Raw genomic sequence first — 16887 nt, 5'->3', positions numbered from 1 at the left:
TAACATCTAATTATATCATCCTAGTGAAAAGAAGAGGAGACATTTATGATTCAAACAAATGGAACTAGAAAAGAACATACCCTTTATAGTAATCATATTCAAAAGGAAGTTACAATTACTATTTATTACTCAAGTCAATATACTCCTTTAATAAAACATCATTTATTACTTGCCCAAGATGGTCAGGATTACTTTAATTTAGGCAAAGTTCATCGTGTCATCGAAAAATTAACGAAAGAAGGCACAATCCAACCTACTATTATTGTTGGAATACCATATTCAAACCCGAAAGAACGATTCTCACTTTATCATCCATCTCAGGAAGGTCAGAAAAGCTATATTCGTTTTTTAGCTGAAGAATTACTACCTTATTTAGATGATCACTTACCACTACTTGGCCTTGCACATAGTAGAACATTAATAGGTGATTCACTTGGTGGCACTGTTTCATTACAAGCTGCCTTTACGTATCCAAATACTTTTGGAAAAGTCATTATGCAGTCACCATTTGTAAATGATGATGTGATTCAATTTTTAGAACAGAAACCTTTAACAACAACTTTATCAATTTTACAAACTGTTGGAACGCAGGAAGACAATGTGTTTACACCTAGCAAGCAATGGGTGAATTTTATAAAAGATGGTTTAAAATTAAAAGAATTTTTATCGAAATGCCCAGTTGAGTTACATTATGCAGAGTATGATGGAGATCACACTTGGACGAATTGGGAGAAGCAATTAGAAGACTTGTTAAAAATTAGTTTAGCAAAATAATTCATCAAACTTATCGATTTTTCAAAAATTTGATATAATTAAAATTGGTATCATTAAAAGCGTTAATTTATTAAAATTAACTATAAAAGTATCGAAAACAGGAGGTAATTTTTATGAAATGTGGCGTGGTTATTTTTCCATCAAAATTTGTTCAAGATAAGGCAAATGAGTTTAGAAAACGTTTTGATCCAGCTTATACTTTAATTTCTCCTCATGTAACAATACGAAGTGGTTTTGAGCTGAACGACGATCAACTTCCAACAATCATCTCTCAACTAAATGAGATTGCTAGTAACATTGAGCCATTTGAATTGGAAATAAATAAAGTAAGTTCTTTTGCACCTGTTAATAATGTCATTTATTTAAAAGTTACACCTGTTGATGCTCTAAAAGAGCTTCATGAGAAAATGCATACTGGTGCATTTCCGAAAACAAAAGAATATGCATTTGTACCACATATTACAATTGGTCAGCAGCTTCAAGATGCTGAATTTGGTGATATTCTAGGACAATTAAGTATGATTCAATTTTCTTACAATGAAATGATTGATAGCATTAAATTAGTTTACCAATTAGAAAATGGTGCTTGGGAAGTTTATGAAACATTTAAATTGGGAGCTAAACAATGACCATTGAAACAATCGTTGCAAAAACGGATGAACAAATCCAAGATGCTTTAAAGGTTCGAACTGAAGTTTTTGTAGTTGAACAACAAATCTCAAAAGACTTAGAATTTGATGGCTTAGACAATGAATGCTTTCATTTTGTTGCATACGATGGTGAACAACCAATTGCAGCTGGACGTCTAAGAGTAATTGATTCAAATGGCAAAGTACAACGAATATGTGTAAGAAAAGACTATCGTGGAAAACAAATTGGGAATGACATCATGCACTTAATTCATAAAACTGCAAAGGAAAACGGCATTCTTCAATTGGTATTACATGCTCAAGAATCCGCGATTCCTTTTTATGAGAAATTAGGATATCATATTTCATCTGAGATTTTTTATGAAGCAGGAATTCCTCATGCAGAAATGAAAATAACATTAATCTAATTAGATAAAAAGCTATGATTCTTATTTGAATCATAGCTTTTTTATGCTCATTCCTAATAGATTATTGGCAATCCTCAAATCAACACATTAATCATTCTTCCAATACCAGTCAATTCACTGATTACTTTTTGTGCAGTATCATCCTGTAAACTATTTAAAACAACATCAGATTTCATTTTTTGATAATGATTAGTAACTTTTTTTGCATACAGCTTTTGATCCTCTTTGAATCTGTTTATTTTCTGGACTTCTGTAAACATAAAAGGTATATGTAAATATCCATTTTTTTGTGAAATATAGTGATGATAAGCCGAGTAATGTAAAGGTGGAATATATCCCATGTCATCCCTCTTCTCTTTCCTCTGTTAAATATACTTTTTTCCAATTAAATGAATTCACTTTTCGTATACAATACTTTTTGGTAACATAGATGAGTCTGCTTTTAATTTTTAGGGGGAACAAGATGAAAACTGCAAACTATCAAAATCAAACAATCTATTTACCAGATTTCCCCAGGTCAAGATATGAGGAGATTTATCAAGCTAGTATTCGTGGAGAAGTTAAATGTGTACACTGTCAACAAAACATATTTTTAACTTTATCAATCTATGAAACTCCTTATTTTTATCATACAAATAAAGAGCAAAACCTAGAATGTAAACAACAAAGTTTTGAATTAGAAAAATCGATTCAAACAAACTCCAACAACACTACAATGATTGATACAAATATAGAAGGTAGTGTCATTAAACTTCCAAAAAAAAGAGCTATATCTTCTTTGGCAACTATTGAAAAAAGTGAAGAAAATACATTTACTGCTAGATTACCTTTTTATCATATTCCACCTTATGAGAGTGCTGATCAAAAAGCAACTAAACATGTAATGAATCAAATAATATTAGATGAACAGCAATGGAATGCAGTTACTCACACTGGTTCTCCTTTACTTGTACTCGCTGGAGCTGGTAGTGGAAAGACTCGAGTTATTACGACTCGAGCAATGCATTTAATGAATTTAGGAATCAAGCCACATGAAATGATGCTAGTTACCTTTACTTCAAAAGCCTCATTAGAAATGAAAGAACGTATGAGAAATCTTGGATACTCGATTCAACAAATGGAAATTGGTACGTTTCATAGTATTTTTTACAAGATGCTATTACGCTTTGATCGTGACAAGTGGGACTCTTCAAGACTTATCAAATCTGATTTTCAAAAAGAAATCATGTTGAAACAAGTTGGTCGTAGACTTGAAATTGATGAAAAATCTTTTGCTTATGATCAAGCGATTCAACAAATTGGATTATGGAAAAATTCATGTGTTTATCCCCACGAAATTCGTCCAACCGATGCTTGGGAAGAACAAGTTGCATCACTTTATGAAGGATATGAAGAAATAAAAAAGGAAAACGGACAATTTGATTTTGACGACATGCTTCTAGGATGCTTTGAAATGCTTAATCATTATCCTGAATTACTAGCTCAATATCAAAATCGCTTTAAATGTCTGTTAGTAGATGAATTTCAAGATATTAATAAAATACAATTTTCAATCTTAAAAATCCTTTTTCAGCATACACAAAATGTTACTGCTGTTGGTGATGATGATCAGTCTATTTATGCATTCCGTGGTAGCGACCCGAGCTTTATTTTAGAATTTAAAGATCATTTTCCAGGATCAAAAATTTATCATTTAAATGAAAATTATCGTTCATCTCATGGGATTGTTTCACTTGCAAATGAAGTAATCAAACCAAATAAGAATCGATTTGTTAAATCAATGCATGCGCAATATGATCATGACCAGGTTCCATCTTTCTTCTTCCCATTTGATGAAGAAGAAGAAGCTACGATGATTGTGAATGATATTAAAGAAAAAATTAAAAATGGTGCGAACCCTTCACAATTTGCTATCTTATATCGTACGAATACTGCTTCTAGAGCACTATTTGAACGGTTAATTGCGACGAGTTTACCGTTTACGATCGATCAAGATGGAGATTCATTTTATGATCGTCCTATTATTAGAAAGATGATTTCATTCTTATTATTAATAGAAGATGAAGACCATCAAGCTGCATTAAAAGAAATATTACCCGTATTTTTTCTTAAGCAGCAAGCATTTCAAGAGGCAAAAATGAATAGTGTTTTACAAAACCTTTCATTCTTAGAAGCGTTTACTACAATTAATAGCGCTGCACCGTTTCAGCTTAAAAAAATTGAGAAACTAATAAAAGTTCTTCGTCATTTAAAAACGACTTCTCCTCTTGAAGCAATCGAAAGAATTGAGGAAAGTCCAGCGTTTACTGATTATATTAAAAAACGTGGAAATGAATCGAATAAAATTGAACGACCTTCTGATGATTTAAGGGATTTGAAAGTAGTCAGCAGAAACTTTAGAACGGTTCGAGAACTAACCCAGCACGCGTTTCATATCGCTGCAAAGTTCAAGGAATATAAACAACAAAAAAATAACCAGTCAGGTAGTATATCCCTTCTAACGGCACATCGTTCTAAAGGTTTAGAATATGATTTTGTTTACATCTTAGGTGCTGTCGATGGTGGCTTCCCACATGATTATGCTTTGGAATCATTAAAAAATGGTTCGATGGATCAATTAGAAGAAGAACGTCGTTTATTATATGTAGCCTGTACGAGAGCAAGAAAATTATTATACTTATCTATTCTTCAAAAAAGAAGAGGAAAAAAAGCATATCCATCAAGATTAATTAAACGCTTTTTAACGAAAACCATTAAATAAAATAGAAAAAAGTATAGGGTGAGCCTTCTATAGCTCACCCTTTTTTTATGATTGTTTGAGTTTAACGAGGAGATCTTCGCCCACAACCACAGCCGGATTTTTTTACATAACCTGTCGGCTGACCTTGTTGTGCATACGGATTTGCATATTGTTGCTGATTCATTTGTTGCATTTGTTGTTGCCATTGCTGTTGTTGAAGTTGTTGCCATTGTTGACTTGTTAATTGTTGTCCTTGTTGACGATTGTACATAGCTTCCCTCCTAAAAAAGTTTTTTCTTGATAGTATATGAAGGAATAAGATAATCGTTCAGACAAATATCATAAACTTAATCTATTAACCAATGCTTCAATTACACCAGCTGCACCTGCAATTGATAATAAGATGATGATGACTTCTCCCACTCCTGGGAACAGAACATATATTAGTAGTAGCAAGGCAGTACACCATATTCCGCTACACCATGTACAACTAAGGAGCTCTCCAATAAAATATTGAATTCCCTTACCTTTAATCTTTGTATAAGTGACGGGAATACCCTCTTCTTCTATCGTGATTTCATCAATAAATGGCCTTCTAATAAACGATGTAATCTTATCATGAACTACTAATCTGGTCAGTCGAAAACTGGCTAAAGTAAGGAGCACTAATAGTAACCACGTCATACTAATCATCTTAACAGCCTCACTCTACTTGTAATGATCCATGTTTAAACCTATTTATTCATCCTAAACCCTTACTTCACTTCCACAAGATCAATTCACTAAGCCCATTTCTTTAAAAAGCAAAAATCAACAGTAACCGATTCTCTCCTCCTTAATATCATATTAATGTAATATCCATCTTAAATGATAAGGAGTGAAAAAGATGAGTTGCAAAGACAACAACCACAAAAAGAATAGAGACAACAATTGCGTTAGCGACGTAGTAAAATTCATAAATGAATTACAAGATTGTGCAACAAACACTTGCCCAACAGGTTGTGATGTTCCTTTCTTAGGCGCTAATCCAAATGTACCACTTGCAAATACTCGCCCATTCTTACTATTTTTACCAAATGGTGAGCTATTTAGAGTACCTGCATTTCTACACAACATGAGGGACAGAGACAGAGACAGAGACAACAATAGAAACGATGACAATGACAAAAATGACAAAAACAGACGAAATAATTGTCAAGATTCAGTTGTTTTCCGTGTTGAAAGTGTAGACGATGACTGTGCAGTATTAAGAGCACTAGTTGGAGCTGACAGAGACGACGACAAAAACAAAAACAACAACAAAGATCGCGAAGATTTCTGTGACCTAGTTGATGCTGATTTCTTCGTTGCTTCTAACACATGTATCACTGTTGATTTAGATGCTTTTATTGCAATCCAATGCTTACGTGACGTTCACGTTAACAATTTATAATTCATGTAAACTAAAAAACTATGGGTGGTAGATTATTATATCTACCACCTTTTTAAGTGTCTATATACCAACCATTTGAATACTGACAATCTCATTTAATGGAATTTCAATATTATTGATACTTGAAGTGATCTTCACAGCAACTTTTCCTTCGTTATACGCTAAGATATATCCAATATACAAATCGTTTTTTGTACGGATGCGACATTCAACCTTAGGAATATAATGTGGTTTATTAACCATGAAATACACTTTTTCTTCATTCGTCATTGCTTTAAAAGGTTTTTTTACCCAACCTTTATCTTCTTGCACTTGATTTTCTGGACTCTCTAATCCATCCTGAGCATCCTCAATTTCTTCAATTTCTTCAATTTCTTCAACTTCATCAACTACTTCTTCATAATGTGACTCTACATAATCGTTTTTTTTCGCTTTCTTTTCCTGCTTATTTACTTTGACTACATAGGAATGTTGTATATTTAGCTTGGCTTCTTCAAGGTCAGGTTGAGCAATATATAACAAAGGTTTTACTCCTTCTTGTGATTCTTTTCTTGCCATAGCTGTTCCTCCCTCACATGTGTGCTCTTATAAAATATATGTGAGGACAATAGCTCTCATGTTAGATTTTTTTTGTGCAAATAAGCATTCATATACGTTTTCTAGTTTATTTCCCCATCGACAATTGACTAATTTTATACATATTTGTAGAAATTGGACAAATATCCTAGTACAAACAATTGACAGGGCACATATAAATACATTGTAACCGCACAGAAAAAACAAGGAGCGATGAAAAAGTGAATAAAGAGTTATTCTCAGTATTCGTAGGTAAAGGAGTTAGAATTGGTCGAGGAGGTCACGAATCAAAAGAAGGTTTACTACTTGGTGCATATGGAACACATATTGCTCTTTTTACAGAGGCTGAAGGCGTAATTTACTTCCCATACTCTCATTTAAAAAGCGTAACTTCATTTGCAAAAGGTAAACTTAACTATAATGAAATGTTTAATACAATTGAGCTTTTACCAAATGAAAGCTTCGTGGACTTATTAAATTCACAAGTTAGACAATGGGTAAAAATCAATCGTGGTGGCCATGACAAAGTAGAAGGTATTCTTCTTGATGCAAACAATGATTATGTTGAAATTTCTTTCAACGATGAACTAGTTTATATTGCTACTTATCATATTAAAAGTGTAAGTTTCGGAGAAAAATTCGAAGTTTATGAAAGAAGTAATACGACAAGCCAAACATTAAGAAGAAGAAAATAATGTTTAGATCGGTCGTTTTATTCTTATAAAACGACCCTTTTTTTTAACATTTATTCTCACATACCATTCTAATTATGTTAAAGCAACTACAATCATACTTAACGACGTTCTATCGATCTAAGTAAAAGTATTTGATTAGATCATTTAACTTTCATATGATATATACTATTTGTTTTACAAGATACTTAATTTTGAGTGGTACTTCCATTAATAAAAATGGTGAAGATTGCTTCAAAATAAACAATAAGAAATGATGATCAATCTTTACTAATCTTTCATTTCAGACAGGCACTAAAATGACTAAGTCCTTTAATATGTCATACTTTGTTTATTTTATGCTTAATCAATGATTATTGTTGATATGTAATGAAAACTTTTTTAAAAATTGCTGTGTTTAGACAGGCTTAGATGGAAAACAAGTTATTTAAAGTAGTAAGTTCGAGACTCATATGGCAGTAGCGGGACACGTGAGTGCCCTAAGGCGCATCTTTGAACCAATGGGGCTTACCGCGCGCCCTTTATGAAATCTAATATGGGAACCTTCACTTTTCAGGAAGCCATATTTTAAAGCAAACACAGTTCACAATAAAACTTGAGAAAATCAATCTTCAAATAAGAAACAAATGAATGATTCTTACGGTTTATCTTTCAAGAAAGGAGAAAATAATGGCAAGCTTTAAACATTTTCTCAACATGCAAGTTACAATTGAAGTTTCCGGTAAAAACATTGTAGAAGGCATTTTATTAGAAGTAGGAAACGACTTATTAGTCCTGTTCAATGGAGAGAATTTCCTTTATATCCCCCTTCTTCACATTCAAAATGTAAGTGAGAGTTTGAATAAGGAGTCATATGGTACGGTCCCTTCACTACAAGAGTTAGAGCATGAAAAAGACGAATTATCGCTTAGAAAAGTATTAACAGCTGCGAAAGGGATATTTGTAGAAATAAAAGTTACAAATTCTCATTCTTTTCATGGTTACATCACAACAATCATGAATAATTACTTTGTATTTTACTCACCTGTTTATAAAGTAATGTATATATCACTTCAACACCTAAAATGGCTAATCCCATACCTTACAGAGCAAACCCCGTATACGCTAAACAATAATTTGCTTCCAGTAAACCCTTCCAATATACCTTTAGCAAGAACTTTAGATGTCCAATTAAACAAATTAAATGGTGAATTGGTTGTTATCAATAGTGGAGAACGAAATGAATATATAGGTAAATTAGATTCAATTGATTCAAACTTCATTCAGTTAATTACCTCGAAAGGTGAGATTAAATTAGTCGGTCTCCGTCACTTAAAATCAATCTTCATTCCATAATAAAAGGATCATCGAGATAAATTATATGGACAAATCAATTTTCTTCAAACAAATATAAAAAGGTGCCTTTATTGTGATATCACAATAAGGCACCTTTCATTCATTTATCCCATGATATGATAGCCAGAGTCAACGTGAAGGTTCTCACCAGTAATACCTCTTGATAAATCACTGAATAAGAATACAGCAGAGTCTCCAACTTCTTCTTGCGTTACGTTTCTACGTAACGGAGCTTTTTCTTCAATTTCTTTTAAGATTGTATTAAAGTCTCCTACACCTTTAGCTGAAAGTGTACGAATAGGACCGGCAGAAATTGAATTTACACGAATATTGTACTTACCTAAGTCATTAGCCAAATAACGAACAGAAGCTTCTAATGCAGCTTTTGAAACGCCCATTAAATTGTAATTTTGCATTACGCGCTCTCCACCTAAGTAAGTTAACGTTACAATACTTCCACCTTCAGCCATAACTGCTTTTGCTTCACGTGCAACTGCAACTAATGAATACGCACTAACATCTTGTGATAATAAATATCCTGCACGACTTGTATCAACAAATTCACCTTTTAAATCTTCTTTGTTAGCAAAAGCGATACAATGAGCCACACCGTGAATTGATCCAACTTGTTCTTTAATTGAAGCAAAACATTTAGCTAAATCTTCATCGCTTGTTACATCACACTGAACAAGAATTGTATTCGGATTTTCTAAACTATCAGCTAGTTCACGAACACCTTTTTCAAGTCTCTCATTTGCATAAGTAAAAATTAGATTTGCTCCTGCCGTATGTAGTGACTGTGCAATACCCCAAGCAATACTTCTGAAGTTTGCAACTCCCATTACAACAAATGTTTTACCTTTTAATGAAATCATAGATCCGCACTCCTTTAATATTAGTTATTAGTAGTAGATACTAAAATAGTAGCATAAATACTTTCAATTGGAAATAGTAAAGTTATCTACTGGTTTTTTTGAAGATTATAGAAATAAATGATGAAATTATCATGAGTTCATAGTTTTGAATTCCTTTAATAACAAAAATAAATTATAATGATGATTGTCGGCATTTAAAAATGCTATTTAAAATGCATACTAATAAAACATATTATAGAGAGGTGAGGACATGAAGGAAGACCGTACATCTCCCTTTCAAATTGACTTTAAATTACTTTTTATCCTATTTTCTATTGCTGCGATTAGTTATCTTGCAATTACAAGTGCACAACCGAGCCTTCCTGAAAATCTTAGAAGTATAAACTTTGCCGCACAACAAATTAAATGGTATGTCATTGGATTTGTTGGAATTGCCGTCATTATGATCATTGACTTTGATCGTTATAAAAATGTTATTTGGTATATGTATGGTGTTGGTTTACTTTTACTACTTGGATTAGAACTGAATGTTCCAGGTGCATTGACAATTAAAGGTGCAACTGCATGGTACAGTATTCCCGGTGTAGGGAATTTCCAACCATCAGAATTAATGAAAATATTTATGATCATTATTCTTGGAACAATTATCTCTAAACATAATGAAACGTACTCAGTTCGTGGTAAAAAAGAAGATTTATTTTTACTATTTAAAATAATTGGGATATCATTACCACCATTACTACTAATTGCAAAAGAACCTGATTTAGGGAACACAATGGTTATGTGTGCAATTATTGCTACAATGATATTAGTTTCTGGTATTCGTTGGAGATACATTCTTGCTTTAGTTGGTTTTACGGTTGCACTAGGATCATTCATGGTTTATCTTTTCTTATTCCATTTTGAATTTTTCACAGCTCACGTTCTACAAGAATACCAACTAAATCGATTCTACGGCTGGTTAGCGCCATATGAATATCCAACTCAAGGTTATCAACTAACACAAGCTCTAATGGCTGCAGGGTCAGGTATGCTAACAGGTAAAGGGTTCCATAACGGAGAAGCTTACTTCCCTGAACCACATACAGATTTCATTTTCACAGTAATATGCGAACAATATGGATTTATCGGTGCCAGCGTAGTCATCTCATTCTTCTTCCTACTGATCTACCGAATGATCCACATCGCATTAGAAAGTAATGACAAATTCGGAAGCTATATCTGTGCAGGTGTTGTTGGAATGTTCACCTTCCAAATCTTCCAAAATATCGGGATGACAATCGGACTACTACCGATAACAGGTATTACCCTACCTTTCATCAGTTACGGAGGAAGCTCACTAGCAACCAACCTCCTAGCAATCGGCTTCATCCTAAACGTAAGATCAAGAACAAATAAATATATGTTTAACTAAGAAACGTGGAGGCGACTGTTCAGTCCCGACAAGCATAAGACGAGGACCAGTGGAGGTTGCTTTTTAACCTTTACTGGTCCTTGGCTTATGACCTCGAGGGACTAGGAGCCGGAACTAGACATCAAGAAATGTGGAGGCGACTGTTCAGTCCCGACAAGCATAAGACGAGGCTAACATGATCGTAGAAGATGACAGGAATATAATTAGATAAATAATTAGAGGACTAAATCGCAAAATTTAGTCCTCTTTTTTCGATTAATATTCTAAAAGAAAGAATCATAAAGTAAATTGTCAGTAAGTTGATATCGAAATTGGTTCACACTAGAAGCAAAAAAATCACTTAGAGTATGCTTATTATCACAAAAAGATTGAAACGTAAGGATGCTCGACTCCTATGGGAGATGCGGGACAGCTGAGACCCCACAGGAGCGAACGCGACGAGGAGGCTCAGCGCCCGCCCCATGGAAAGCGAGCAACCTGAAGTGGAAATCAATGCATACTTTTTTATTACCTCACTTTATACAGTCAGATAAATTTTCAGGATACCCAGATCTTTAAACCCTCTCTTTTTTAAACTGTCTTTGAGTTGCCTTAATTAAGAATGACCGAAACATAAATGCATATACTAATTTTAAAATTACATTGCTTGGGCCATTAACCGGTTCAAGCATTTTTTAAAGGGAATGATTTAATGAGTAAATATGATGTAATTGGAGATATTCATGGCTGTTATGACGAATTTGTTGAGTTAACAAAGAAATTAGGATATCAGTGGGAAAAAGATGTTCCACTTCATCCCGAGGAAAGAAAGCTTGTATTTGTAGGAGACTTAACAGACAGAGGACCTAACTCTTTAGGTGTCATGAGAGTAGTTTACGATCTGGTAATGAAATACAAAAAAGCACATTATTCACCAGGTAATCATTGTAATAAGCTTTACCGCTACTTTTTAGGTCGAAATGTAAAAATTCTTCATGGCCTTGAAACAACAGTTGCTGAATTAGAATCACTTAAAGGAAAAGAACGTCAGCACTATAAAAACTCATTTATTAAACTGTATGAATCCTCACCTTTGTATCAAGTATTAGATGATGGAAAATTAGTTGTTAGTCATGCTGGAATTCGTGAAGACATGATTGGTAAGCATTCAAATAATGTAAAAACCTTTGTGCTCTATGGAGATATAAACGGCGATGTTCTCCCTAATGGTATGCCTGTTCGGAAAGATTGGGCAAAAGACTATCGTGGGAAGGCACTAATTATATACGGTCACACTCCAATTAAGGAGCCGAGAGAGATAAATAATACAATCAATATCGATACAGGTGCTGTGTTTGGAGGTAAATTAACAGCATATTCGTATCCAGAACATGTATTTACACAAGTTCCTTCTACAATGCCATTCATAGAAGAAAAATTTAGTTTTTATGAACTATAGAAAAACAAAAAGTAGGTACCATTTCGGAACCTACTTTACTGTAAGAGCGTCGCCCGCTCTTCAGATATTTTAGTTTCTTCCATCCCCATGGTAGAAACACTACAAATATAAAGTTAATCTATTACTCTAATAATGTCAATGAAATATCCAAACATTAGACAAATTTTACTGTTGACAATCTATTATTGTCTCATTTCCTTGTTTCTGCTGATCTAGCCAATCTATTAAATCTTCAGGTAGAACTATTTCAAACGACATTTCATCTTTATTAATAGGATGTATGAATGACAAGTAATAACTATGAAGAGCTTGTCTTTTCAATGTGTCAGTAGATCCTCCGTATAAATCATCCCCAATGAGTGGATGGTTTATAGAAGACATATGAACTCGAATTTGATGCGTTCTACCAGTTTCCAATTGTAATTCTACAATCGAAAAATCTTTAAACGTTTCTACGACTTTAAAATATGTTATCGCTTCTTGTCCTTCTTCTGACACTTCTCTTTCAATAATACTATCACGTTTTCTAGCAATCCTTGCATTTATAATGCCCGTACTTTCCTTCATTTCGCCTTGAACGATTGCCTTATATTTACGATTTACATCTTTTAATTCATTTTTTGAGAATAAATAATGTACGTACCGATTTTTAGCAATCAACATTAAACCCGATGTATCCTTATCTAGACGGGTTACAATATGGATAGTGGATTGTAATCCGATTTGTTTGTAATAATGAAGGATTCCATTTGCTAATGTACCATATGGATGTTCTCTCGATGGAATACTGGAAATCCCAAAAGGTTTATTAACAACTAATACTGCATCATCTTCATATACAATTTCAAATGGAACGGCTTGTGGAATTAGTTCTTCACTAGGTTTTTCAATTGGAAAAAAGATCGTTATGATGTCATGTTCTTTTACAATTGTACGAACTGTTTTTTCTTCATCATTAACTAAGATTTTCCCACCTTGAAATTTAATATCTGTCAACGCTCGTTTAGAGAGTTCCATTAAATGTAGAAACTCTCTAAGTAATAAGCCATTATGTTCTGTTTTTACTTCCCATTTTAATTGAAATTGTTTCATTTTCATTCACCTTTATTCTTTGACAAAAGAATCGACGACACGCTTCCAAAATGGAAATGGTCGGAATCGAGCAAAACGCACTTTTTCATGGGCAACTCTGCATTGAATCGATTTAACATCTTGATGTACGATCGTTTTGTGATCTAATGTAATCTGGAAATTAGATTTACGGACAGGTTTTAATAAACATGTATGGTGCTTTGGCAAAACGAGTGGTGAACCGATTGTTCGAAATACCCGATTATTAATGGATGCCATTTCTGCAATTTGAATCGCCTCAATTGAAGGATGAATAATCGCTCCACCTAAGGCTTTATTATATGCCGTACTTCCAGAAGGTGTGGAAATACAAAGTCCGTCTCCTCTGAATGTCTCAAAATGCTGACCTTTTATTTCAACATCAATTACTAAAGTACCTTCAAGTCCCTTAATAGTACATTCATTTAAAGCGAGTGTTCGCAATTCTTTCTTACCATCATTGTATCGAATATTGACTTCCAACAAAGGATACTCTACAACTTGAAAAGGTGTTTTTGCGATTGCAATCACTAATTTTTCTACCTCGGACGGAACCCAATCCGCATAAAATCCAAGATGCCCTGTGTGAACACCTACAAACGAAACCTTATCAAGTAGATGTGTATATTGATGAAATGCATGTAGTAATGTACCATCACCACCGATTGAAATAACAATTTCTGGTTCAACCTCATCGTACTTAAAATTAAAACTTTCCAAATAATCCTTCATGCGCTTAGTATGACTATTCGATTCTTGGTCACCCTTTGACATAATTGCGAATTTCATTTTCTCGTCCTTCCCTTATTGGTCGTTTTTTTTCGAGAATACAGCTTGTGCCTCTTGTATTTCTCCCCTAATTAGCGACATCTCTTCATCAAGTAAAAATGCTGCTTCAGCTGCTCTTTGTAATCGCTCGAGAATGTTTGCAGGGTATTGGCCTTTATATTTATAATTTAAGGAATGTTCAATTGTTGCCCAAAAGTTCATTGCTAGTGTACGTATTTGAATTTCTACAAGTACTTTCTTTTCACCTTCAATTGTTTGAACTGGATATTCGACAACTACATGATATGAACGATAACCGCTCTCTTTTTTATTAGTAATATAATCTCGTTCTTCAATAATTTTAAAATCTTTTCGCGTACGTAGGAGTTCTACTACAGTTTTAATATCCTCAACAAACTGACACATCATTCGCAGTCCAGCGATATCTTGTAATTCAAGTTCTAGCTTTGCTAGTGGAATTCCTTTTCGAATCGACTTATTTACAATACTATGAATTGGTTTGACTCGGCCTGTCACAAATTCAATCGGTGAATGTTGATGAGACTCTTCAAATTGCTTTCGAATCCCTTTTAATTTAACTTTTAATTCACTTACTGCCTGTTCATATGGTGCTAAAAAACTTTCCCACTGACCATTCATATAATCACCACCAACTTACTTCTCTTCTAAAAATACACTTTGAATTTGCTTCACAAATTCTTCTCCATAATTAAAATTACCATCAACATTTTCAACTAAAAAAGTTAATTCGTTTTGCCAATTTTCAAGTGGGATTTTCGCTTCGCCTACTTGTAAAAATACTTCACTTTTTAGATCATATGCCTTTTTCATTTCTGGCCAATACTCTACTGGCATAGTAACATATACAAATTCTTCATTTTCTTCTATTATATACAGTAATGAACTTTGGTCAGAATCTGCAATCATCGTACCAACCTCATGACAATTGGCCAAATTTAAAGTATGATTTTCAATTATTAACATCATCGCATTTTCATTATTAAATGTTATTTCATTAATTTGAACCATTTTTCTCATCGTAAATCCTCAACCTTTTTAATGTATGTATTTTATTCATTTTTGACATTATCTATTGTAACATATCAAATATAAATTAGACGACTGGTGAGTTCAGCAGAAAAAATTCTACATATAATAAGGAGATTATTATGGCAAAAGAGATTGAAATCGAATTTAAAAATTTATTAACAAAAGAAGAATTTACAAAACTCCAAAATGTATTTCATATTACTGATTCAATGTTCGTTGAACAAACAAACTATTATTTTGAAACACCTTCGTTTACATTAAAAAATAGCGGAGGAGCCCTCAGAATCCGACAAAAGTCCCATTCCTTTGTACTGACTTTAAAAATTAGACAAGCTATCGGTCATTTAGAAATTCATCAAAAATTATCTGAAAGTGAAGCAATGAAAATACTCGAAACTAGTCAAATACCTGATGGAGAAGTAAAAGAGTATCTTAATGAAGAAAATATCAAAATTGATAATTTAGCTTTATTAGGGGATTTAACGACAAGACGAGTAGAATTACCTTATGAAAATGGTCTCTTAGTTTTAGACCATAGTACTTATTTAAATCATGAGGATTATGAATTAGAATATGAAGTAACAGATGAATTAGTTGGTAAAAAACATTTTATCAATCTTTTATGTAAATATGAGATTCCAAAACGTAAAACTTTAAATAAAATTAAACGCTTTTTTAATGCTAAACAAGGGTTTATGGGAGAGAAATAAAAATGGATATAAATATCATCCAGAAGTTAATTCAACTTCAAGCACTTAATAATGTTAGTCAGTTATCATCATCAAAGCAGGATAGCAACAACTCATTATTTAGCTCATTATTTAGCTCATTATTTACAAATGAATTAAATAATGTTAGTTCAAGTTCTAGTAATTTGAATCAAATCATTAATGTACCTCAACCGACATTAAGCTATGGTGAAACTGTCGTTCAGTTATTGGGTAAAAATATATCTACAGCTGTTCAGCCTGTTATCAATCAACTTTCTACTGTAATCTCACCTGCTAATAGTAAATCTGATTATACGAAGAGTCAGTTTGATGACATCATTAATGAAATGGCGAAGAAATACGATGTAGATCCAAAGTTAGTCCATTCAATTATCCAGCATGAATCAAATTATAATCCTAATGCATCAAGTCATGCAGGTGCAAAAGGCTTAATGCAAATCATGCCATTAAATTTTAAAGCATATGGAATTACAAATCCATATGACCCAAGACAAAATATTGAAGCTGGCACACGAATGATTAAGGCAAATCTGCGTCAATATAATGGCAATGTGGAACTTGCTTTGGCTGCTTACAATGCTGGTAGCGGAAATGTAAAAAAATATGGTGGGATTCCACCATTTAAAGAAACGCAAAACTATGTACGTAAAGTAACTGAGTCTTACTTTGCATAATTAGGATTCTACACCATATCATCGATTGATATGGTTTTTTATTTTTTTATCGATTTTTTGTTAAATCTATAAAGAATAGCACATAATAGTTCATCATATTTGAAATATTAGCGTACCGTTGCTACAATACGATTAGAGAATATAGCTGTTATATCTTAGATAACAAATTCCAGTCCTGTTATAGAACGGATAAAAGGAAT

20 protein-coding genes are annotated in these 16887 nt (G+C 33.1%); 11 read left to right on the top strand and 9 right to left on the bottom strand.

Features of this window, described 5'->3' with window-relative positions:
* The first annotated feature begins 45 nt into the window (after nt 1-45).
* From ABID96_RS05415 to ABID96_RS05405, 3 genes are all read left to right on the top strand, one after another.
* Complete coding sequence (locus ABID96_RS05415; protein ID WP_192601154.1) at nt 46-774, top strand: alpha/beta hydrolase; 729 nt, start codon at nt 46-48, stop codon at nt 772-774.
* Nucleotides 775-887: 113 nt separating this feature from the next.
* Nucleotides 888-1403, top strand: a complete 516-nt coding sequence (locus tag ABID96_RS05410) for a YjcG family protein (RefSeq protein ID WP_192601153.1) — start codon at nt 888-890, stop codon at nt 1401-1403.
* Nucleotides 1400-1831, top strand: a complete 432-nt coding sequence (locus ABID96_RS05405; protein WP_192601152.1) for a GNAT family N-acetyltransferase — start codon at nt 1400-1402, stop codon at nt 1829-1831. Before ABID96_RS05410 ends, ABID96_RS05405 begins: the two co-directional genes overlap by 4 nt.
* Before the next feature lie 74 nt (nt 1832-1905).
* Here ABID96_RS05405 and ABID96_RS05400 read toward each other — a convergent pair whose 3' ends face one another.
* Complete coding sequence (locus ABID96_RS05400; protein ID WP_192601151.1) at nt 1906-2172, bottom strand: hypothetical protein; 267 nt, start codon at nt 2170-2172, stop codon at nt 1906-1908.
* Between the two features lie 122 nt (nt 2173-2294).
* On the opposite strand from ABID96_RS05400, the gene ABID96_RS05395 reads away from it, so the two are divergent.
* A complete protein-coding gene (locus ABID96_RS05395; RefSeq protein ID WP_192601150.1) occupies nt 2295-4592 on the top strand; it encodes an ATP-dependent helicase in 2298 nt (765 codons plus the stop codon).
* 61 nt (nt 4593-4653) lie between these two features.
* Here the strand turns inward: ABID96_RS05395 and ABID96_RS05390 are convergent, their stop codons facing one another.
* Nucleotides 4654-4842 carry a cytochrome C oxidase subunit III gene (locus tag ABID96_RS05390; protein ID WP_087999999.1) on the bottom strand — a complete coding sequence of 63 codons (189 nt, stop codon included), beginning with the start codon at nt 4840-4842 and terminating at the stop codon, nt 4654-4656.
* Between the two features lie 68 nt (nt 4843-4910).
* Entirely contained in the window at nt 4911-5264 is a 354-nt protein-coding gene (locus ABID96_RS05385; RefSeq protein WP_087999998.1) for a DUF1360 domain-containing protein, read from the bottom strand.
* 193 nt (nt 5265-5457) lie between these two features.
* Here ABID96_RS05385 and ABID96_RS05380 point away from each other — a divergent pair, with 193 nt between their 5' ends.
* Complete coding sequence (locus tag ABID96_RS05380; protein WP_192601149.1) at nt 5458-6003, top strand: CotY/CotZ family spore coat protein; 546 nt, start codon at nt 5458-5460, stop codon at nt 6001-6003.
* Between the two features lie 60 nt (nt 6004-6063).
* On the opposite strand, the gene ABID96_RS05375 is transcribed toward ABID96_RS05380, so the two are convergent.
* A complete protein-coding gene (locus ABID96_RS05375) occupies nt 6064-6561 on the bottom strand; it encodes a CotO family spore coat protein (RefSeq protein ID WP_192601148.1) in 498 nt (165 codons plus the stop codon).
* 239 nt (nt 6562-6800) lie between these two features.
* On the opposite strand from ABID96_RS05375, the gene ABID96_RS05370 reads away from it, so the two are divergent.
* Nucleotides 6801-7274: a DUF2642 domain-containing protein gene (locus ABID96_RS05370; protein ID WP_087999995.1), complete on the top strand. Its 474-nt coding sequence runs from the start codon at nt 6801-6803 to the stop codon at nt 7272-7274.
* A gap of 666 nt (nt 7275-7940) precedes the next feature.
* Nucleotides 7941-8606, top strand: coding sequence for a DUF2642 domain-containing protein (locus ABID96_RS05365; RefSeq protein WP_192601147.1), 666 nt, complete (start codon nt 7941-7943; stop codon nt 8604-8606).
* Between the two features lie 104 nt (nt 8607-8710).
* On the opposite strand, the gene fabI is transcribed toward ABID96_RS05365, so the two are convergent.
* Nucleotides 8711-9481: an enoyl-ACP reductase FabI gene (gene fabI / locus ABID96_RS05360; RefSeq protein WP_087999993.1), complete on the bottom strand. Its 771-nt coding sequence runs from the start codon at nt 9479-9481 to the stop codon at nt 8711-8713.
* A 250-nt stretch (nt 9482-9731) separates the two neighbouring features.
* Between fabI and ABID96_RS05355 the strand changes: the two genes are divergently transcribed.
* Together ABID96_RS05355 and prpE are read left to right on the top strand one after the other, a co-directional pair.
* Nucleotides 9732-10895 carry an FtsW/RodA/SpoVE family cell cycle protein gene (locus tag ABID96_RS05355; RefSeq protein ID WP_192601146.1) on the top strand — a complete coding sequence of 388 codons (1164 nt, stop codon included), beginning with the start codon at nt 9732-9734 and terminating at the stop codon, nt 10893-10895.
* Nucleotides 10896-11586: 691 nt separating this feature from the next.
* Nucleotides 11587-12333: a bis(5'-nucleosyl)-tetraphosphatase PrpE gene (gene prpE, locus ABID96_RS05350; protein WP_192601145.1), complete on the top strand. Its 747-nt coding sequence runs from the start codon at nt 11587-11589 to the stop codon at nt 12331-12333.
* Nucleotides 12334-12498: 165 nt separating this feature from the next.
* Here prpE and ABID96_RS05345 read toward each other — a convergent pair whose 3' ends face one another.
* From ABID96_RS05345 to ABID96_RS05330, 4 genes are read right to left on the bottom strand one after another with little or no spacing between them, the layout of a single operon-like run.
* On the bottom strand, nt 12499-13425 hold the full coding sequence (locus tag ABID96_RS05345; RefSeq protein ID WP_192601144.1) for an RluA family pseudouridine synthase: 927 nt from the start codon (nt 13423-13425) through the stop codon (nt 12499-12501).
* A 12-nt stretch (nt 13426-13437) separates the two neighbouring features.
* On the bottom strand, nt 13438-14232 hold the full coding sequence (locus ABID96_RS05340; RefSeq protein WP_192601143.1) for an NAD kinase: 795 nt from the start codon (nt 14230-14232) through the stop codon (nt 13438-13440).
* A gap of 15 nt (nt 14233-14247) precedes the next feature.
* The gene (yjbM, locus tag ABID96_RS05335) at nt 14248-14871 is read right to left on the bottom strand and encodes a GTP diphosphokinase (RefSeq protein WP_192601142.1); all 624 of its coding nucleotides are present in this window, start codon (nt 14869-14871) and stop codon (nt 14248-14250) included.
* Between the two features lie 15 nt (nt 14872-14886).
* Complete coding sequence (locus ABID96_RS05330) at nt 14887-15270, bottom strand: UPF0738 family protein (RefSeq protein ID WP_192601141.1); 384 nt, start codon at nt 15268-15270, stop codon at nt 14887-14889.
* Nucleotides 15271-15401: 131 nt separating this feature from the next.
* Here ABID96_RS05330 and ABID96_RS05325 point away from each other — a divergent pair, with 131 nt between their 5' ends.
* Both ABID96_RS05325 and ABID96_RS05320 read left to right on the top strand, forming a co-directional pair.
* Complete coding sequence (locus ABID96_RS05325; protein ID WP_192601140.1) at nt 15402-15992, top strand: CYTH domain-containing protein; 591 nt, start codon at nt 15402-15404, stop codon at nt 15990-15992.
* A 2-nt stretch (nt 15993-15994) separates the two neighbouring features.
* A complete protein-coding gene (locus ABID96_RS05320; RefSeq protein WP_192601139.1) occupies nt 15995-16687 on the top strand; it encodes a lytic transglycosylase domain-containing protein in 693 nt (230 codons plus the stop codon).
* Nucleotides 16688-16887: the final 200 nt, after the last annotated feature.

Origin of the sequence: Gottfriedia sp. OAE603 (assembly GCF_040543965.1) — a bacterium.
In the GTDB taxonomy this organism is placed as follows: Bacteria; Bacillota; Bacilli; order Bacillales; family Bacillaceae_G; genus Gottfriedia; species Gottfriedia solisilvae.
The sequence above is the reverse complement of the archived record's forward strand: the minus strand, read 5'-3'. Positions and strand labels throughout refer to the sequence as shown.

Excerpts from the sequence above, each read along its gene's own strand:
- ABID96_RS05390 (WP_087999999.1), bottom strand. The coding sequence starts at position 4,842 with ATGTACAATCGTCAACAAGGACAACAATTAACAAGTCAACAATGGCAA.
- ABID96_RS05405 (WP_192601152.1), top strand. The coding sequence starts at position 1,400 with ATGACCATTGAAACAATCGTTGCAAAAACGGATGAACAAATCCAAGAT.
- ABID96_RS05375 (WP_192601148.1), bottom strand. The coding sequence starts at position 6,561 with ATGGCAAGAAAAGAATCACAAGAAGGAGTAAAACCTTTGTTATATATT.
- ABID96_RS05385 (WP_087999998.1), bottom strand. The coding sequence starts at position 5,264 with ATGATTAGTATGACGTGGTTACTATTAGTGCTCCTTACTTTAGCCAGT.
- ABID96_RS05365 (WP_192601147.1), top strand. The coding sequence starts at position 7,941 with ATGGCAAGCTTTAAACATTTTCTCAACATGCAAGTTACAATTGAAGTT.
- ABID96_RS05355 (WP_192601146.1), top strand. The coding sequence starts at position 9,732 with ATGAAGGAAGACCGTACATCTCCCTTTCAAATTGACTTTAAATTACTT.
- ABID96_RS05395 (WP_192601150.1), top strand. The coding sequence starts at position 2,295 with ATGAAAACTGCAAACTATCAAAATCAAACAATCTATTTACCAGATTTC.
- ABID96_RS05345 (WP_192601144.1), bottom strand. The coding sequence starts at position 13,425 with ATGAAACAATTTCAATTAAAATGGGAAGTAAAAACAGAACATAATGGC.
- ABID96_RS05415 (WP_192601154.1), top strand. The coding sequence starts at position 46 with ATGATTCAAACAAATGGAACTAGAAAAGAACATACCCTTTATAGTAAT.
- ABID96_RS05400 (WP_192601151.1), bottom strand. The coding sequence starts at position 2,172 with ATGGGATATATTCCACCTTTACATTACTCGGCTTATCATCACTATATT.
- ABID96_RS05330 (WP_192601141.1), bottom strand. The coding sequence starts at position 15,270 with ATGAGAAAAATGGTTCAAATTAATGAAATAACATTTAATAATGAAAAT.
- prpE (WP_192601145.1), top strand. The coding sequence starts at position 11,587 with ATGAGTAAATATGATGTAATTGGAGATATTCATGGCTGTTATGACGAA.
- fabI (WP_087999993.1), bottom strand. The coding sequence starts at position 9,481 with ATGATTTCATTAAAAGGTAAAACATTTGTTGTAATGGGAGTTGCAAAC.
- yjbM (WP_192601142.1), bottom strand. The coding sequence starts at position 14,871 with ATGAATGGTCAGTGGGAAAGTTTTTTAGCACCATATGAACAGGCAGTA.
- ABID96_RS05380 (WP_192601149.1), top strand. The coding sequence starts at position 5,458 with ATGAGTTGCAAAGACAACAACCACAAAAAGAATAGAGACAACAATTGC.
- ABID96_RS05340 (WP_192601143.1), bottom strand. The coding sequence starts at position 14,232 with ATGAAATTCGCAATTATGTCAAAGGGTGACCAAGAATCGAATAGTCAT.
- ABID96_RS05325 (WP_192601140.1), top strand. The coding sequence starts at position 15,402 with ATGGCAAAAGAGATTGAAATCGAATTTAAAAATTTATTAACAAAAGAA.
- ABID96_RS05410 (WP_192601153.1), top strand. The coding sequence starts at position 888 with ATGAAATGTGGCGTGGTTATTTTTCCATCAAAATTTGTTCAAGATAAG.
- ABID96_RS05320 (WP_192601139.1), top strand. The coding sequence starts at position 15,995 with ATGGATATAAATATCATCCAGAAGTTAATTCAACTTCAAGCACTTAAT.